The organism is Clostridium guangxiense (genome assembly GCF_021043395.1).
In the GTDB taxonomy this organism is placed as follows: Bacteria; Bacillota; Clostridia; order Clostridiales; family Clostridiaceae; genus Clostridium_S; species Clostridium_S guangxiense.
The window spans coordinates 370,747-386,772 of record NZ_JAJNKE010000001.1 but is presented as its reverse complement, the minus strand read 5'-3'; the positions used below and the strand labels follow the sequence as shown (position 1 = coordinate 386,772).

The window sequence follows — 16,026 nt, the reverse complement described above, 5'->3', positions numbered from 1 at the left end:
CATAGCTCAAATCAAATCTATTGCTTATGGTAAAAATTACTATTACTAATTTTTACTTTTCAACTTGTTTATCTATAGTTGAATGTATGTACTATTTTAGAGTATAATTTATCTATGAAAATATAAAAATTTAATTTGTGTTTGGATGGATGATCCATTTAAAGCTTAAATTTCAGCAGTTAAAGTGGCTCATCAATAGACGGGAGATTTTATGGAAGAAAACATTTTAGATCTAAAAAGCTTTGAACTGGAGAATGGTCTCCAAATTATATCCATCAAAAAAAATACTAGATTATTTTCTTTACATTTTGGAGTTAAAATAGGATCAATTTATGAAGATGATAAGGAAAAAGGTATATCACATTTTATTGAACATATGCTGTTTAAGGGAACATCAAATATGAATAATGAACAGTTAAACGAGGCATTTGAAGAACTTGGGGGAGAATACAATGCATATACTGACTATAATTGTACAGTATATAGTGTAACTGCTTTGAATGAAGAATTTAACAGAAGTTTATATCTTCTTTCTGATATGATAAAAAATGCTGTTTTTGATAAAGAAGAATTCAATAAAGAAAAAGAGGTAATATTATCCGAAATTAGAAGTGTAAAGGATGATATTGAAGATTATAGTTTTAATAAGATTCATGAAATTGGATTTTTAAATGGACCGCTAAAATATGATACTATAGGCAGTGAAAAAAATATAAACAAATTTACCAGACAGGATATAATTCAGTTTTATAAAAAGTATTATGCTCCTAATAACTGCTCTATTGTTGTAGTTTCTAATATAGAACATGAAGAAGTTATACTCAATGTAAAAAAATATTTTGACAACTGGAATAAAAAAAGTATAATAAAAAGAAGTGTTTTAGCTGAAAAAAATTTGCCTTTGAAGAAGATATCATATAAAAATGATATAGAGCAAAGTACTATAATATATATGTTTACATTTCACAATTTAACAAGGATAGAAGAAATGGCTTTAAAAATACTTAATTATAAGTTGGGTGAAAGTGCTAACAGCATTTTATTTAGAGAGATTAGGGAAAAAAAGGGACTTGCATATGATATATACTCTGAACTTAATACTTCAAAAAATATAAAGACAATGTATATATACACGGCTGTTAGAAAAAGCAATATTGATGATGCTGCTAGATGCATAGACAGGTGTCTTGAAAAAGTAAAAAATAAGAAAAATTTTATTGATGATAAGTCTATTGCAGTTATGAAGAAGGTGCTTAAAACTGCTGTGGTGTCTACAATAGAAGATACTACAGATTTGTCAAATTATGCACTTCATCAGTGTTTGGATGGAGAGAGTATATATGAATTTTTGGAAGATATAAAAAATGTAGATTCGGTAAATTGCAATGATATAATGGTAGTTGCTAATAAAGTTTTGAATGATCCAACTATTCATATATTGACCTCAAAGGAAAGTGATTAGATTGAAGCATATTATAACTAAAATTGAAGCACAAAAAAATAAAAAAGAAAGAGTAAATGTATATATAAATGAGGATTATTCTTTTTCGTGCAGTATGGAGTTAGTATATAGATATAATTTAGAAAAAGGTGCTGATATAGATTTAGATTATATTAAAGAAGTAGTCAAAGAGGATAATTATATTTACTGTAAAGAATCAGCACTTAAAGCTATAGAGAGGACTTTAAAAACGGAAAAAGAAGTGATAGGCAAATTAGAGAAAAAAGGTTTTGATAAGAGTGCAATCGATAGAGTGATGATTTTTCTTAGAGAATATGACTTTGTAGATGATGATAAATATGTAAAATGTTACATGAAGGAAAAACTAAAAGTAGATGGAAAGAAAAAAATAAAGTTTAATTTACTTAAAAAAGGAATAAATGAAAGTTCTATAAATAGGGGCTTTGAGTTTTATGATGAAGATAAGAACGAATATATAAATTCATTAAAGAAGATTGCTGAAAAAAAGTATATTAGTCTTAAAAAGCAAAATTTAGAATTAGTTAAATTGAAAAAAAAGCTATATGACTATTTGCTTAGAAAAGGATATTCGTGGAGTGAAATAAAATTAGTTTCAAATGAGTTGTTTAATAGTAGTGATTTTGAATAATGTAGGAGATGATTTTATTTGAAAATAAATCCTGTAACTATTTTTATAGTTGTTTGCTTTGCATATCCACTTTTAAAAGGATTTTTGTTTAAGTTTTCTTCCTATGATGTTAAAAGGGATTGGGAAGGAGTTGTAAATAGCATAGCTTTTATAGCCGCAATCTTTATAGGGGTAAGATATTCTAAATTACTTTTAATTGGCAATATAAATAAGATATATAAGTTTTTACCGACGAATGTATACAGCTTCATAGAAAAAAAACCAATGGTATTATATTTTGTAGTTATACCTATATTAGTGTATTTAATTTATATTATTATTAGGACGGCATTTAATTTTATAAATAAAATTACTTTTTATAGATTATTTGATGGAATAGATAGAATGATTTCTAATAAAAATAGCTTTGTAAAAAGGATATTAGGTGCAGTAGTACAAGTACCAAGGTCAATATGCTATCTTATTACAATATTGTTTGTACTAAATATTTTATCTATGGTAAATATAAATAAAAACTTAGATAAATATCTACAAGCATCTAAAGTATATGGGTACTTATGCAAGCAAATAGTTTTGCCAGTTACAAGTTCAAATTTAGCTAAAAAATTACCATCGATTATAGATAATTCTTTTAAAGTTGTATATAAACAAAAGGATAAAATTATTGTACCTAGTGATAATGCCTCTGGCAACAGTATAGATACTGGAAGAACCATTGTTTATTATAACGGTGTAACTCTTGATGAAGGAGTAGCTTCAAATAGCCAAATTGACAATTTTGCTAGAAATCTTGTTTTTAACGAAACTGGTACTGAAAATAAGGCAAGAAAGATATATGATTGGATAGGAAACAATATATCGTATGATTATAATAAGGCAAATTTAGTTCTTAATAATGATTATGATGTAAAATCAGGAGCTATTTATACATTTAATACTAGAAAGGGTATATGTTTTGATTATTCTTGTTTGTATGTTGCGATGGCAAGGGCTAACAATATTAAAGTAAGGCTTATAACTGGACAAGGATTTAATGGGGTTTCATGGGTAAGTCATGCATGGAACCAAGTATATATACCGGAAAGTGGTAAATGGATAAATGTTGATACCACCTTTGCGAAGGGTGGAAATTACTTTAATAAAACTATGTTTTCAATAGATCATAAAGATGCTAAAATTGTAGGCGAGTGGTAAAAATGAATAATGGGTGAGGTGTAGAGAAAAGTTATTTTAAGTGAAAGATTTAATGACGTAAAGCTTTGGTAAGATCTTTCACTTATTATAAGTTTTATTTAAGCTGACTTTAATTTTGTAAGCAAGATATTTATTGCTTTTTCACATTCTGTGTCATCATTATTAAGAGCCCAAGATCTGTTGAAGTATATTAAGGCTAGTTTACTTTCTTTAAGCATTGCGTAGCAGTAACCTAAATTGAAATAGTATTTACTATCCTTTTTTCTTTCTAAAGCTGCTCTTATAAGTGAAATTGCATTTACATAGTTTTTTAATTTTATAAAACAAACTGCAGCATTATACATTGAAGCAGTTTCATTTTCCTTCATCTCAATTGACTTACAATACATTTCTATAGCTTTTTTGTAGTTTTTTTTGTTGTAATATTCTATGCCTTTATCGAAATAAACCATATAATTTCCTCCTAATTAAAGTAGTTCTTACATAATAATTTATAACCAAAATATGTAATAATATTCAATGGAATTTTATTTAATAATGTTAACAGTTCAATTATTAACTTTTAAATGCTTCAACTTACGAAAACATAAACAATTTGATAAATTAATAAAAAGAGGGACAAATTTTTTAATAATAGTTATTTTTAAATAGTAATTATAATCTTGTTGTTTTATAAATTTATGTGTTATAATTAATTTGCTTGCAGGACTATTATATTGATTAATGCAAAATAGGGTATAAGACAAAAATAACAGCACCATATATTGTATATTTTAAACAAATTCTATTAGAAAATTTGTATTATAAAATTATGTGATAGGAAGGTAAAAATGAATAATATTTTTAAATTGGGACTTGATGTAGGATCAACTACTGTAAAAATTGTAATGCTTAATAGCAATGAAGATATTATATATAATAAATACAAAAGACATTTTTCTGATATAAAATCGACTATTGTAGAGGTTATAACAGAAGCTTATGATAAATTTAAAGATGAAAATGTAAAAGTTATGGTTACTGGTTCAGGAGGACTATCAGTTTCAAAGTGGCTTAATATTGGTTTTACACAAGAGGTAATTGCCTGCACAAAAACCATAGAAAGATTAATTCCAGAAACTGATGTTGCAATAGAACTTGGTGGAGAAGATGCTAAAATAACATATTTTGGTGGGGCTGTTGAGCAGAGAATGAATGGTACATGTGCGGGTGGAACTGGTGCATTTATAGATCAAATGGCAACGCTTCTTAAAACAGATGCAGCTGGACTAAATGAACTTGCAAAGTGCCATAAATGCATATATCCAATTGCTGCAAGGTGCGGTGTTTTTGCTAAAACAGATGTACAACCACTTTTAAATGAAGGAGCAGCAAAAGAGGATATTGCAGCATCAATATTTCAGGCTGTGGTTAATCAAACTATCAGTGGACTTGCTTGTGGAAAGCCTATAAAAGGTAAAGTTGCTTTCTTAGGAGGACCACTATATTTTCTTTCTGAACTTAGGCAGAGATTTATAGAAACTTTAAATTTAGGAGAAAATGAAGTGATTTTTCCCGAAAATTCTCAGTTGTTTGTTGCAATGGGTGCAGCTTTAGCAGCTGAAAATGAAGAATTTATTAGTTTTAAGGAAGTTAAAAAAAGACTTTTAAAGCTTAATAATAAGGAAACCTATGAAGTTCAAAGATTAAAACCATTATTTAAAGATGAAAATGATTATGTAAGTTTTAAAGAGAGACATGGTAAAAACAAAGTAAAAACTGAAAAGCTTGAAGAATACAAAGGGGAATGTTTTTTAGGAATAGATGCTGGTTCAACTACTACTAAAGCGGCACTTATATCGAAAGATGGTACTCTTTTGTATTCTTATTACGGAAGTAACGAGGGAAGTCCTCTTAAGCTTACCATAAAGATACTTAAAGATTTATATGAAAAACTTCCAGCTGATGCTAACATTGTAAATAGTGCTGTTACAGGATATGGAGAAGCACTTATTAAAGCAGCATTGTGCGTAGATATTGGTGAAGTTGAAACAGTAGCTCACTATAAAGCTGCCGATTTTTTTCTTCCTGGTGTGGATTTCATACTTGATATTGGTGGACAGGATATGAAATGCATAAGAATAAATGATGGAGTTATAAGTTCTGTTACTTTAAATGAAGCATGTTCGTCAGGCTGTGGCTCATTTATTGAAACCTTCGCAAAGTCTTTAAATATGACTGTTGAAGAATTTGCAAAGGTGGCGCTCAAATCTTTAAATCCAGTAGATTTAGGATCAAGATGCACTGTTTTTATGAATTCAAGAGTTAAACAAGCCCAAAAAGAAGGAGCTAAAGTAGGAGATATATCAGCAGGGCTTTCGTATTCCGTAATAAAAAATGCTCTATTTAAGGTTATAAAAGTTAGAAATCCAGAAGAACTCGGAAATAAAGTGATAGTTCAGGGAGGAACTTTTTATAATGATGCTGTACTTAAGGCATTTGAACTTGTATCTGGAAGAGAAGCTGTAAGACCAGATATTGCAGGACTTATGGGAGCATTTGGAGCAGCAATAATAGCTAAAGAAAAATATGTTAGCGGCTATGAAACTACTATTTTAAAGAAAGAAGATCTTAAAAACTTTAATAGTGAGATTTCTATGAGGAGATGTGGAAAGTGTGCTAACAATTGTCTTTTAACTATAAATGGGTTTTCTGATGGAAGAAAATTTATAACAGGTAATAGATGTGAAAGAGGAGCTGGAAATGATATAAAGAAAAATGACATACCAAACTTGTATGATTATAAGTACAAAAGGATATTTGGCTATACTCCACTTAAAAATCCTAAAAGAGGTGTGGTTGGCATACCAAGAGTTTTAAATATGTACGAAAACTATCCATTTTGGTTTACATTTTTCACAGAACTTGGTTTTAGAGTTGAACTTTCTCCTAGATCATCAAAGAAAATATACGAAAATGGAATGGATACAATACCTTCTGAATCAGTATGCTATCCAGCAAAATTAAGTCACGGACATATAATTAACCTCATGAAAAGGGGAATTAAATTTATATTTTATCCTTGTGTGCCTTATGAAAAGAAAGAGCAGAATGGTGCTAATAATCATTATAATTGCCCTATTGTTACTTCTTATGCTGAAGTTTTAAAAAATAATATTGATGGACTAAGAGATGAAAGTATAGTATTTAAAAATCCTTTTGTGGCTTTAGATGATAAAGAAGAATTAAAGAAAAGACTTTATGAGGAGTTCAATGAATTTGGAATTTCAAAAAATGAAATAGAAGAGGCTGTAAGTAAGGCATGGGATGAACAAGAAAATGTAAGAAGCGACGTAAGAAAAAAGGGAGAAGAAGTTATAAAATATTTAAAGGAAACAGGTAAAAAGGGTATAGTTCTTTCAGGAAGGCCATACCATATAGATCCAGAAATAAATCATGGTATTCCAGAACTCATAACAAGTTATGGAATGGCAGTACTTACTGAAGATTCCGTTGCACAGCTTGGAAATGTTGAAAGGCCACTTAGAGTTGTGGATCAGTGGGTATATCATTCTAGGCTTTATGCAGCAGCGAGTTTTGTTGCAACACAAGATAATATAGAACTAATTCAATTAAACTCATTTGGCTGTGGACTCGATGCAGTAACTACAGACCAAGTACAAGAAATACTTCAGAATTTTGGTAAGATATATACTGCTATAAAAATAGATGAAGGAAATAATTTAGGTGCTGTAAGAATAAGAATTCGTTCTCTTAAAGCAGCTATGGCTGAAAGAGAAGCTAATCATGTGAAACCTAAAAGAATAAATAAACCTACTAAAAGATTAGTTTTTACAAAAGAGATGAAGAAGAAACATACTATACTTTGTCCACAAATGTCACCAATCCATTTTCAATTTTTAGAGGAAGCTCTTAGGAGCGAGGGATATAATCTTGATGTGCTTCCATCTGTTGACAAGGATTGTGTTGATGAGGGATTAAAGTATGTGAATAACGATGCATGTTATCCTTCTATAATAGTTACAGGGCAGATGATAGCGGCTCTTAAATCAGGGAAATATGATGTTAATAATACCTCACTTCTTATTTCTCAAACTGGCGGAGGATGTAGAGCAACAAATTATATTGGATTTATAAGAAAAGCAATTAAGGAAGCAGGTTTTGAGAATGTACCAGTGATTGCAATAAGTGCTCAGAAGCTAGAAAGTAACCCTGGAATTACTTACTCCGTTTCAACTGGTATAAAAGCAATTAAAGCCATATTATATGGTGATCTTTTTATGAGAGTTTTATATAAAGTAAGACCTTATGAAAAAATAAAAGGTTCTGCCAATAGTCTTTATAACAAATGGGTTCAAATTTGCAAAGAAGATGTTAAAAATGTGAGAATTAAAAGCTTTAAAAATAATGTTAATAATATAGTATATGAATTTGATAATTTTGAAATAAATCCCGTTGAAAAACCTAAGGTTGGTCTTGTTGGAGAAATACTTGTTAAATTTCATCCTACAGCAAACAATAATATTGTAGATACTATTGAGGCTGAAGGTGCAGAAGCAGTTATGCCTGATCTTATGGATTTTATATTTTATTGTGCGTACAATGAGACTTTCAAAAATAGGTATTTAGGTACTTCAAAAAAAGCTAAAATTATTAGTGATCTTTTGATTAAGGCTATAGAATGGTTTAGAAAACCTATGAAAGCTGCATTAGCTAAGAGTAAAAGATTTGAGCCGCCTAAAGCTATACAAGAACTTGCAAAAGGAGTGTCTGATATAGTTTCCCTTGGAAATCAGACTGGTGAGGGTTGGTTCCTTACAGCAGAAATGGTAGAACTTATAGAAAGCGGTACACAAAATATAATATGCATGCAACCATTTGCCTGCTTGCCTAATCATGTAACTGGGAAAGGTATGATTAAGGAACTTAAAAGAAGGTATCCTAAGGCTAACATATCACCTATAGATTTTGATCCAGGTGCAAGTGAAGTCAACCAGCTTAATAGAATAAAACTTATGCTATCTACAGCATTTAAGAATTTAAATAATGATAATAATCTTGAAACAGCTTCAAAACAAGAGATAGCAGCCTTTAGAAATAGGTAAAACAAGTAAATATTTGTTGTAAAAATTAATTCAATCGTAATTTATAAGAATTGTTAAGCCATTAAATCAGATTACGAAGTACAGATGACAGAGTATAGTGAAGGTTATTTATCCTCCTCACGCCAAATAAATCTAAAGTCATATAAAAAATCTAGTATGATGTTCAACTTATTGAACGAATGTAATATGACATTTAATGTACTCTCTTATCTGTACTCTGATTTAGGGTTGACAACTTTTTTATTCATCATTAAATAATTATTTTAGTGATATAACCTCTTTATTTAATATGCGGAAATATTATTTTTTCACTCTTCTATACCACTTTTTAAATAAGTCAGGTCTTTTTTCTTTTAAAACATTCCAAAATAAATCGAGTGAGTTTACGGTTGTTAAATCCCTAATGAGATGTTTAGGGTAATAGGTTTTTTGGGTATATGAATTTCTGGGATCTATGACCTTTATTGAAGTATTTTCTTGAACAAATATATGTGGAAATCTTACATCTATTTTTTTAAAACCATTTTCTTTTATATAACATAGGAAATTAATGATCTCTATAATTAATTTTTTTGAAACACCATGCTTATTGATATATTCTGATATATTTGTTCCGCCGATATATTCCCTTATCATATAATGATTATGAAATTCAAATGGTTTTGGATAATATGGACCATTTATGAGCTTTTTTAATACATAATATTCTTCTTTACATGTTTCTGGGTTTTTAAATATTTTTACGACTCTGCCGTCGTTCATAAGATATACACTGCCACTATGACCTTTACCAAGAAAAGTACATTCATCTAGTCTTATAATAGCATTTGTGTGGCATTTTTTTTCTTTCAATTTTTACACCTTCTTCTAATCTCACGTAAGTGGTAAATTAAGTACCTTAATATTAGAGTATAAAAAATAATAGACAAGTGTTACACTATTTTATATTAAAATATATTGACATAAGTTTAAAATAGTCTATAATATATACATGGTTATTTTATAAAGATGCTTAGATGAAGAGGAGTAGAAGTATAAAACATCTAGAGAGGGAAGTTAGCTTGCTGAAAGGCTTCCTATGTGGATTACTTTGAAGGTAGCTTCGGAGCACTTCTATTGAAATTTATAGTAGATAGAAGCGGTGAATCTCACCGTTATGTATTGAGAGCTTGAAAATAAATGTTACATTTCAAGAATAAAGGTGGTAACGCGCACAGTCGTCCTTTTTGGATTGCTGTGTTTTTTTTATTTGTATTTTTTAGTACACAATTCCAATGTACTTCACAATTAAGAAAGGAGATTTTTTATATGGATGAATCAAATAATATTGCAAAAACGTATAATCCTAAAGAATTTGAGCAAAGAATATATGATTATTGGGAAAGCGAGGGCTTTTTCACACCTAAAGTAGATAAATCAAAAAAACCATATAGTATAGTAATGCCACCTCCAAATATAACAGGAAAACTGCATTTAGGGCATGCTCTTGATAATGCACTTCAGGATTTTCTTATTAGAACAAAAAGAATGCAGGGTTACTGTACATTATGGCTTCCAGGAGAAGATCATGCAAGTATAGCTACAGAAGTTAAAGTTGAAAAGGAACTATTAAAAAAAGGAATTAAGAAAAAAGAAATTGGCAGAGAAGCCTTCTTAGAAAAAGTACATGAATGGTCTAATGAATATAGAGGCAGAATAAGAACTCAGCTTAAAAAGATGGGAGTTTCAGCTGATTTTACAAGAGAAAGTTTTACTATGGATGAAAAATTGAATAAAGCTGTTAAAACTGTATTTGTAAAATTATATGATGAAGGTCTTATATATCAGGGTAACAGGATAACAAATTGGTGTCCTAAATGCCAAACTGCATTATCGGATGCTGAAATAGAATATGAAGAGCAATCAGGTTTTTTCTGGCATATTAACTATCAGGTTGAAGGAAGCGATGAATGTATTGAAATTGCTACTACAAGACCAGAAACACTTCTTGGCGATACAGCTGTTGCAGTAAATCCAAAGGATGAAAGATATACTCATCTTGTTGGAAAAACTCTTATACTTCCGCTTGTAGGTAGAAAAATACCAATTATTGCAGATAATTATGTTGATATGGAATTTGGTACAGGAGCAGTTAAAATAACACCTGCACATGATCCAAATGATTATCAGGTTGGGAAGAGACATAATCTCCCTGAAATAGTTATTTTGAATAATGATGGAACTATAGCAGAAGGTTATGGAAAGTATTCAGGACTTGATAGATATGAAGCAAGAAAATTAATGGTAGAAGATCTTAAAAAGGCAGGCTCACTTGTGAAAATTAGAGAACACGTTCATAACGTTGGTACTCATGATAGATGTGGGAATGTAATTGAACCAATGATTTCTAAACAATGGTATGTAAAAATGGAATCACTTGCAAAGCCTGCTATAGAAGCTGTAAGAAACAAAAAGACTAAATTTGTACCAGAAAGATTTGACAAGATTTATTATAATTGGATGGAAAATATTCAAGATTGGTGCATATCAAGACAACTTTGGTGGGGACATAGAATTCCAGTATGGTATTGCAAGGATTGCGGTGAGATAACAGTATCAGTTGAAACACCTTGCGAGTGCAGTAAATGTAAAAGCAAAAATATTGAGCAAGATAAAGATGTTCTTGACACTTGGTTTAGTTCGGCACTTTGGCCTTTTTCAACTTTGGGGTGGCCAGACAAAACTGAAGATTTGGATTATTTTTACCCAACAAACACACTTGTTACAGGTTACGATATAATTTTCTTCTGGGTAGCAAGAATGATATTCTCAGGAATTCACAATATGAATGATATTCCTTTTGAAAATGTATATATTCATGGACTTGTAAGAGATGCAGAAGGAAGAAAAATGTCAAAATCACTTGGAAATGGAGTAGATCCACTTGATGTTATAGATGAATATGGTGCTGATGCACTTAGGTTTACTCTTATAGTAGGAAATTCAGCAGGAAATGACATAAGATATAAAACTGAAAAGGTTGAAGCAGCGAGAAATTTTGCAAACAAGGTATGGAATGCATCTAGATTTGTATTAATGAATCTCGATAAGAATATAATGGAAAAATACAAGGATTGCAAGGAGTATACTTTAGCTGATAAGTGGATAATGTCAGAGGCTAATAGTCTTGCAAAGGAAGTAACTGAAAATATAGATAAATTTGAGCTTGGTATAGCAGCACAAAAAGTTTATGATTTTATGTGGAATGAATTTTGTGATTGGTATATAGAACTTGTAAAACCTGCAATGTATGGTGATGATGAAAAGGCTAAGGGTGTTGCCTTTAATGTGCTTTATAATGTTCTTACAATAGGTCTTAAATTACTTCACCCAGTTATGCCTTATATAACTGAAGAAATATATCAACATCTTGGTGGTGAATGTAAATCAATAAGTATTTCTAAATGGCCGGAATATGATGAAAAGCTTAATGATGGGACTGCTCAGGAGGCTATGAATTATGTAATAGAAGCTATAAAAGCTATTAGAAATGTAAGAGCCGAAATGAATGTTCCACCTTCAAAGAAAGCTAAGGTAATAATACTTGCAGGAGATGAGACTAAGAAAGCTTTTGAAGAAGGAAGGAGTTATTTCGAAAAATTAGCTTCTGCAGTAGAAGTTATGTTTATAAAGTCAAAAAATGATGTGCCAGAAAATGCTGTATCAGCAGTTACAAAAGGAGCAGAAATATTCCTACCTCTTTTTGATCTTATAGATAGAGAGAAAGAAATTGAAAGATTAAATAAGGAAAAGGAAAGATTAACTAAGGAAATTGAAAGAGTTAATAAAAAACTTTCTAATAAGGGATTTGTATCAAAAGCACCTGCAGCAGTTGTTGATGAAGAAAAGGCAAAAGGCGAAAAATATGAAAAGATGCTTAACGCTGTAGAAGAAAGAATAAATACCTTGTAAAATGTATTAATATTTATTACAATATAATAAGTATATGGGTGTATGCCTATATACTTATTATTATATAATTTGGTGGTGATTTTTTTGACTTATGAAGAAACTATGAGTTACATACACAGCACTTTGAAATTTGGAAGTGTTTTGGGACTTTCAAGAATAGAAAAACTTTTACAGTTTTTAGATAATCCCCATAAGAAACTCAAATGTATACATATAGCAGGTACAAATGGAAAAGGATCTACAACAGCAATGATATCGGAGATTTTAATGGATGCAGGATACAAAGTTGGAATGTATACATCACCATTTATAGAGGAATTTGAAGAGAGAATACAGATAAATAGAGTTAATATTCCTAAAGAGAAATTGTGCAATATAATAGAAAAAGTTAAAGAAGCTGCTGAAAAAGTTGAAAAAGAAAGCAAGGAATATCCTACAGAGTTTGAAATAATAACCTGCGCAGCTTTCCTTTATTTTTATATTGAAAAAATAGATTACGCAGTAATTGAAGTTGGGCTTGGAGGAAGATTTGATGCCACCAATGTAATAGAACCAATTTTAACGGTAATAACGTCTATAAGCTATGATCACATGAATATATTGGGAGATACTTTAAGTAAAATAGCCTATGAGAAAGCAGGAATAATAAAGGAAAGGGTTCCACTTATTTTATATCCTCAAGTAAAAGAAGCTAATGATATAATAAATGATGTTGCTAAGAATAAAAATGTGGACATTATAAATGTTGGGGAGAATTCTGCTCATTATATAGAAACTGAGGTAGAAGGAAGCAAATATTTTCAGCATATAATTATAAAAACTTTAAAAAATGAATATGATATCAGGCTTTCTCTTCTAGGAACTCATCAACTTTTAAATTGTGCAACTGCGGTTTATGCAGCAGAAAAGCTTAAGGATATGGGGCTTAAAATTGAAAAGGAACATATAACAAAGGCACTTTCCAGCGTTATATGGAAAGGGAGACTTGAAATAATAAGTACTAATCCAATTGTACTTATTGATGGTGCACATAATATTGATGGAATTAAAAAATTAGATGATAGCATGCGTACTTATTTTAAATACAATAGAATAATATTAATACTTGGTATATTGGCTGATAAGCAAGTCGAGAATATGGTTGAAATAATAGCTAAAAATGCATATAAAGTTATAACAGTTGCTCCTAATAATGATAGGGCAGAAACTGCAGAGGATTTATGTAATGTGGTTAAAAGATATAATGCAAATTGTGAGTGGGAAAGGGAATATGACAAAGCTTATGATAAGGCTGTTTCGTATTATGAAAATGGAGATTTAATTCTTGTATGTGGCTCTCTGTATATGATAGGTGATATGCGAAAAGTTATTGTAAACAAAAAAAGTAGAAATATAGGAATCATAAAATGGTTTGGCGGATATAATCCTAGAATAAAAAAGTTTAATGATTTTGGATTTATAATGAGAGATGGTCAGGAAGATATATATTTTAATAAAAATCATATTCATTGTAATGTAGGAGAACTAACTAAGGGTAGAGTTGTTAGCTTTGAGGAAGGATTGAACTATAAAAATAGAAGACCTCAAGCTATAAAAGTAAATTTATTAAGAGATGAAGATAATATAGAATTATTAAAACAATGTGTAGAAAGCATAATGTTTGATAATATTGAATTGTATGATAAATTAGAAATGTTATGGAAGCTTAATTGGGACTTCATCGAAAAGAATTGGAATAACTTTAGCGTTACCTTAAAAATTGTATATCTATATAGATTATGTAGAGAAAATAAGGATTTTCCTATAATTGAAAATATAAATGAAAAAAATAAAATAATAAGAGCTATGCTGTTACTTTTATGGAGTAAGTTTAATGGTGGAGAAGCATCGATGGTGTTTAAAAAAGCAGCTAAACTTATTGAAGAATATAGAGACGAAATAATAGGTGATAAAGATGCCAAAAGAAAAGTAGTAAGTTTTATAATTCCAACTAGGGAAAAGGGAATTATAGATGTGTTAAAGCCATTGAGGTATTGGAGCATTATGGAGTTTATAGAAAGCTGCAGTAAAATGTCTATTGCCAGGGAACTTGAAAATTCAGAATCTCCATTAATTAACATGATATATGCTGTAAATTTATATACGAAAATAAAATAATGTAAAATTTTAATTTTTGTTCGTTAATATAATAAAGCCAGTTTAAGTATGGTTATTAAAGATACTTTAATAGCCATACTTATTTGTGTTTCATTTTAAAGCTAGAAAAAAAGTATAGTATTTGCATTGTGATTTTTTTAATTATGTTGGATAACATCAAATTTATTATGTTGTAATTATATTGTAATAAATTTGTACATATTTATTATAATGTTGAGTGGTATTATATATGTGGAACAAGTTTAACTATAAATTTATATGAGTTTTATAATTTTTTTAATTAATAGTTGAAACAAGATATATAAATTAAGTTTAAAGTAGTTTCTCTGTAGATAATTCGCTTCAACTATTGAAATTAATTTGTACAATAATGCTCAGAAGACGGCATTTTGGCACAAGTAAATTTTAAGTTTCAGGGTGGTTTATCTTTATAGGGTTACCGACTCAACTATTAAGTTATACATGCATCATAATGCCTAGAACATGCATTTTGAAACATGTATAACTTAAGTTTCGGTACGGTAACCCTTTAGTTATACTTTGCATATAGAAGGTGAATTTATTGAAAAACAAAAAAGGAATCATATTTATTGTCTTAACCTGTTTTATCGCTGTAGGTTGTTGGAAAGCTTTTTTTCAATTTGGAAGATATTATAGTGAAAAATCCAAGGTAGATGCGGAAGTTAAAAATGTCCAAGTTAAAAAGGTAGTAAAAAAAGAAAATAAAACTAATGTAAGAAGTGGAATGGAGGTGTTTAAGGTTAATAGTGAGCCAGGAGAGTTTGAACCATGGAGACTTGAAAAAGATAGTAAGAAGAAGATAGTATACCTGACTATAGATGATGGACCATCTTATAATACAAGAAAAATATTAGATATACTTAGAGAAAATAATATAAATGCAACATTTTTTTTAATTGGTCAAAATGCAGAGAGATATCCCCAGTTTGTAAGACAAGAAGTAGAGGAAGGAAATTCTATAGCTAACCATACCTATAGTCATCCACTAAGATACAGAGGATCTGCTCAAGGTTTTATAGATGATGTAAACAAATGTGATAGAATACTTAGAAACATAGTTGGTGATAAATACATCTCAAAATTTATGAGATTTCCCGGAGGTGCATTTGAGAGTGAAAAAAGGCTTGAACCTTATAGAGATGCAGTAAAGCAAAACGGTTATAGGTTCCTTAACTGGAATGCTATGACGGGCGATGCAGATAGAAATCTTGAACCTGTAGAATACCTCATAAATCATGTAAAAAACGATGTAAGAGGAGAAAAGATTGTGGTTTTATTGATGCACGATGCACCTGCGAAGACTACTACTGTACAGGCTCTTCCAACAATAATACAATACCTTAAAAGCCAAGGCTACACCTTTGGAGTATTTAAGTAAACCTACGCGGGGCTTGGGCTTTAGCCCATTATCCTTCTAGAACAATAATAAACAACTTTCTTAGGAAACAGTAGCTAACCAAGAATAGTTGCAAATTAGGAACGCGGGG

At 29.9% G+C, this 16,026-nt stretch carries 8 protein-coding genes, 1 pseudogene and 1 other annotated feature; of the genes and pseudogenes, 7 read left to right on the top strand and 2 right to left on the bottom strand.

Features of this window, described 5'->3' with window-relative positions:
- The first annotated feature begins 211 nt into the window (after positions 1 to 211).
- Genes LQK79_RS01915 through LQK79_RS01905 form a run of 3 tightly spaced genes read left to right on the top strand, consistent with a single transcriptional unit; the run spans position 212 to position 3,305 of the window.
- Entirely contained in the window at positions 212 to 1,462 is a 1,251-nt protein-coding gene (locus tag LQK79_RS01915; RefSeq protein WP_231015280.1) for a M16 family metallopeptidase, read from the top strand.
- Between the two features lies 1 nt (position 1,463).
- Positions 1,464 to 2,111 carry a recombination regulator RecX gene (gene recX / locus LQK79_RS01910; protein ID WP_053242887.1) on the top strand — a complete coding sequence of 216 codons (648 nt, stop codon included), beginning with the start codon at positions 1,464 to 1,466 and terminating at the stop codon, positions 2,109 to 2,111.
- An 18-nt stretch (positions 2,112 to 2,129) separates the two neighbouring features.
- Entirely contained in the window at positions 2,130 to 3,305 is a 1,176-nt protein-coding gene (locus LQK79_RS01905; protein ID WP_053242886.1) for a transglutaminase-like domain-containing protein, read from the top strand.
- A 98-nt stretch (positions 3,306 to 3,403) separates the two neighbouring features.
- Here LQK79_RS01905 and LQK79_RS01900 read toward each other — a convergent pair whose 3' ends face one another.
- Positions 3,404 to 3,757 carry a tetratricopeptide repeat protein gene (locus LQK79_RS01900; RefSeq protein ID WP_053242885.1) on the bottom strand — a complete coding sequence of 118 codons (354 nt, stop codon included), beginning with the start codon at positions 3,755 to 3,757 and terminating at the stop codon, positions 3,404 to 3,406.
- Positions 3,758 to 4,135: 378 nt separating this feature from the next.
- On the opposite strand from LQK79_RS01900, the gene LQK79_RS01895 reads away from it, so the two are divergent.
- Entirely contained in the window at positions 4,136 to 8,410 is a 4,275-nt protein-coding gene (locus LQK79_RS01895) for a 2-hydroxyacyl-CoA dehydratase (protein WP_231015279.1), read from the top strand.
- A gap of 300 nt (positions 8,411 to 8,710) precedes the next feature.
- Here the strand turns inward: LQK79_RS01895 and LQK79_RS01890 are convergent, their stop codons facing one another.
- Entirely contained in the window at positions 8,711 to 9,262 is a 552-nt protein-coding gene (locus LQK79_RS01890; protein WP_231015278.1) for an RIO2 family protein, read from the bottom strand.
- A 152-nt stretch (positions 9,263 to 9,414) separates the two neighbouring features.
- Positions 9,415 to 9,638, top strand: a binding site (T-box leader).
- Positions 9,639 to 9,718: 80 nt separating this feature from the next.
- Here LQK79_RS01890 and LQK79_RS01885 point away from each other — a divergent pair.
- The 3 genes and pseudogenes from LQK79_RS01885 to LQK79_RS01875 all read left to right on the top strand — a co-directional run bounded on the left by LQK79_RS01885 (position 9,719) and on the right by LQK79_RS01875 (position 15,917).
- Positions 9,719 to 12,361: a valine--tRNA ligase gene (locus LQK79_RS01885; protein ID WP_231015277.1), complete on the top strand. Its 2,643-nt coding sequence runs from the start codon at positions 9,719 to 9,721 to the stop codon at positions 12,359 to 12,361.
- An 84-nt stretch (positions 12,362 to 12,445) separates the two neighbouring features.
- Positions 12,446 to 13,732: pseudogene (locus LQK79_RS01880) on the top strand (bifunctional folylpolyglutamate synthase/dihydrofolate synthase); the annotation flags it as partial.
- A gap of 1,339 nt (positions 13,733 to 15,071) precedes the next feature.
- Positions 15,072 to 15,917, top strand: a complete 846-nt coding sequence (locus LQK79_RS01875; protein ID WP_053242883.1) for a polysaccharide deacetylase family protein — start codon at positions 15,072 to 15,074, stop codon at positions 15,915 to 15,917.
- The last annotated feature ends 109 nt before the right edge of the window (positions 15,918 to 16,026 follow it).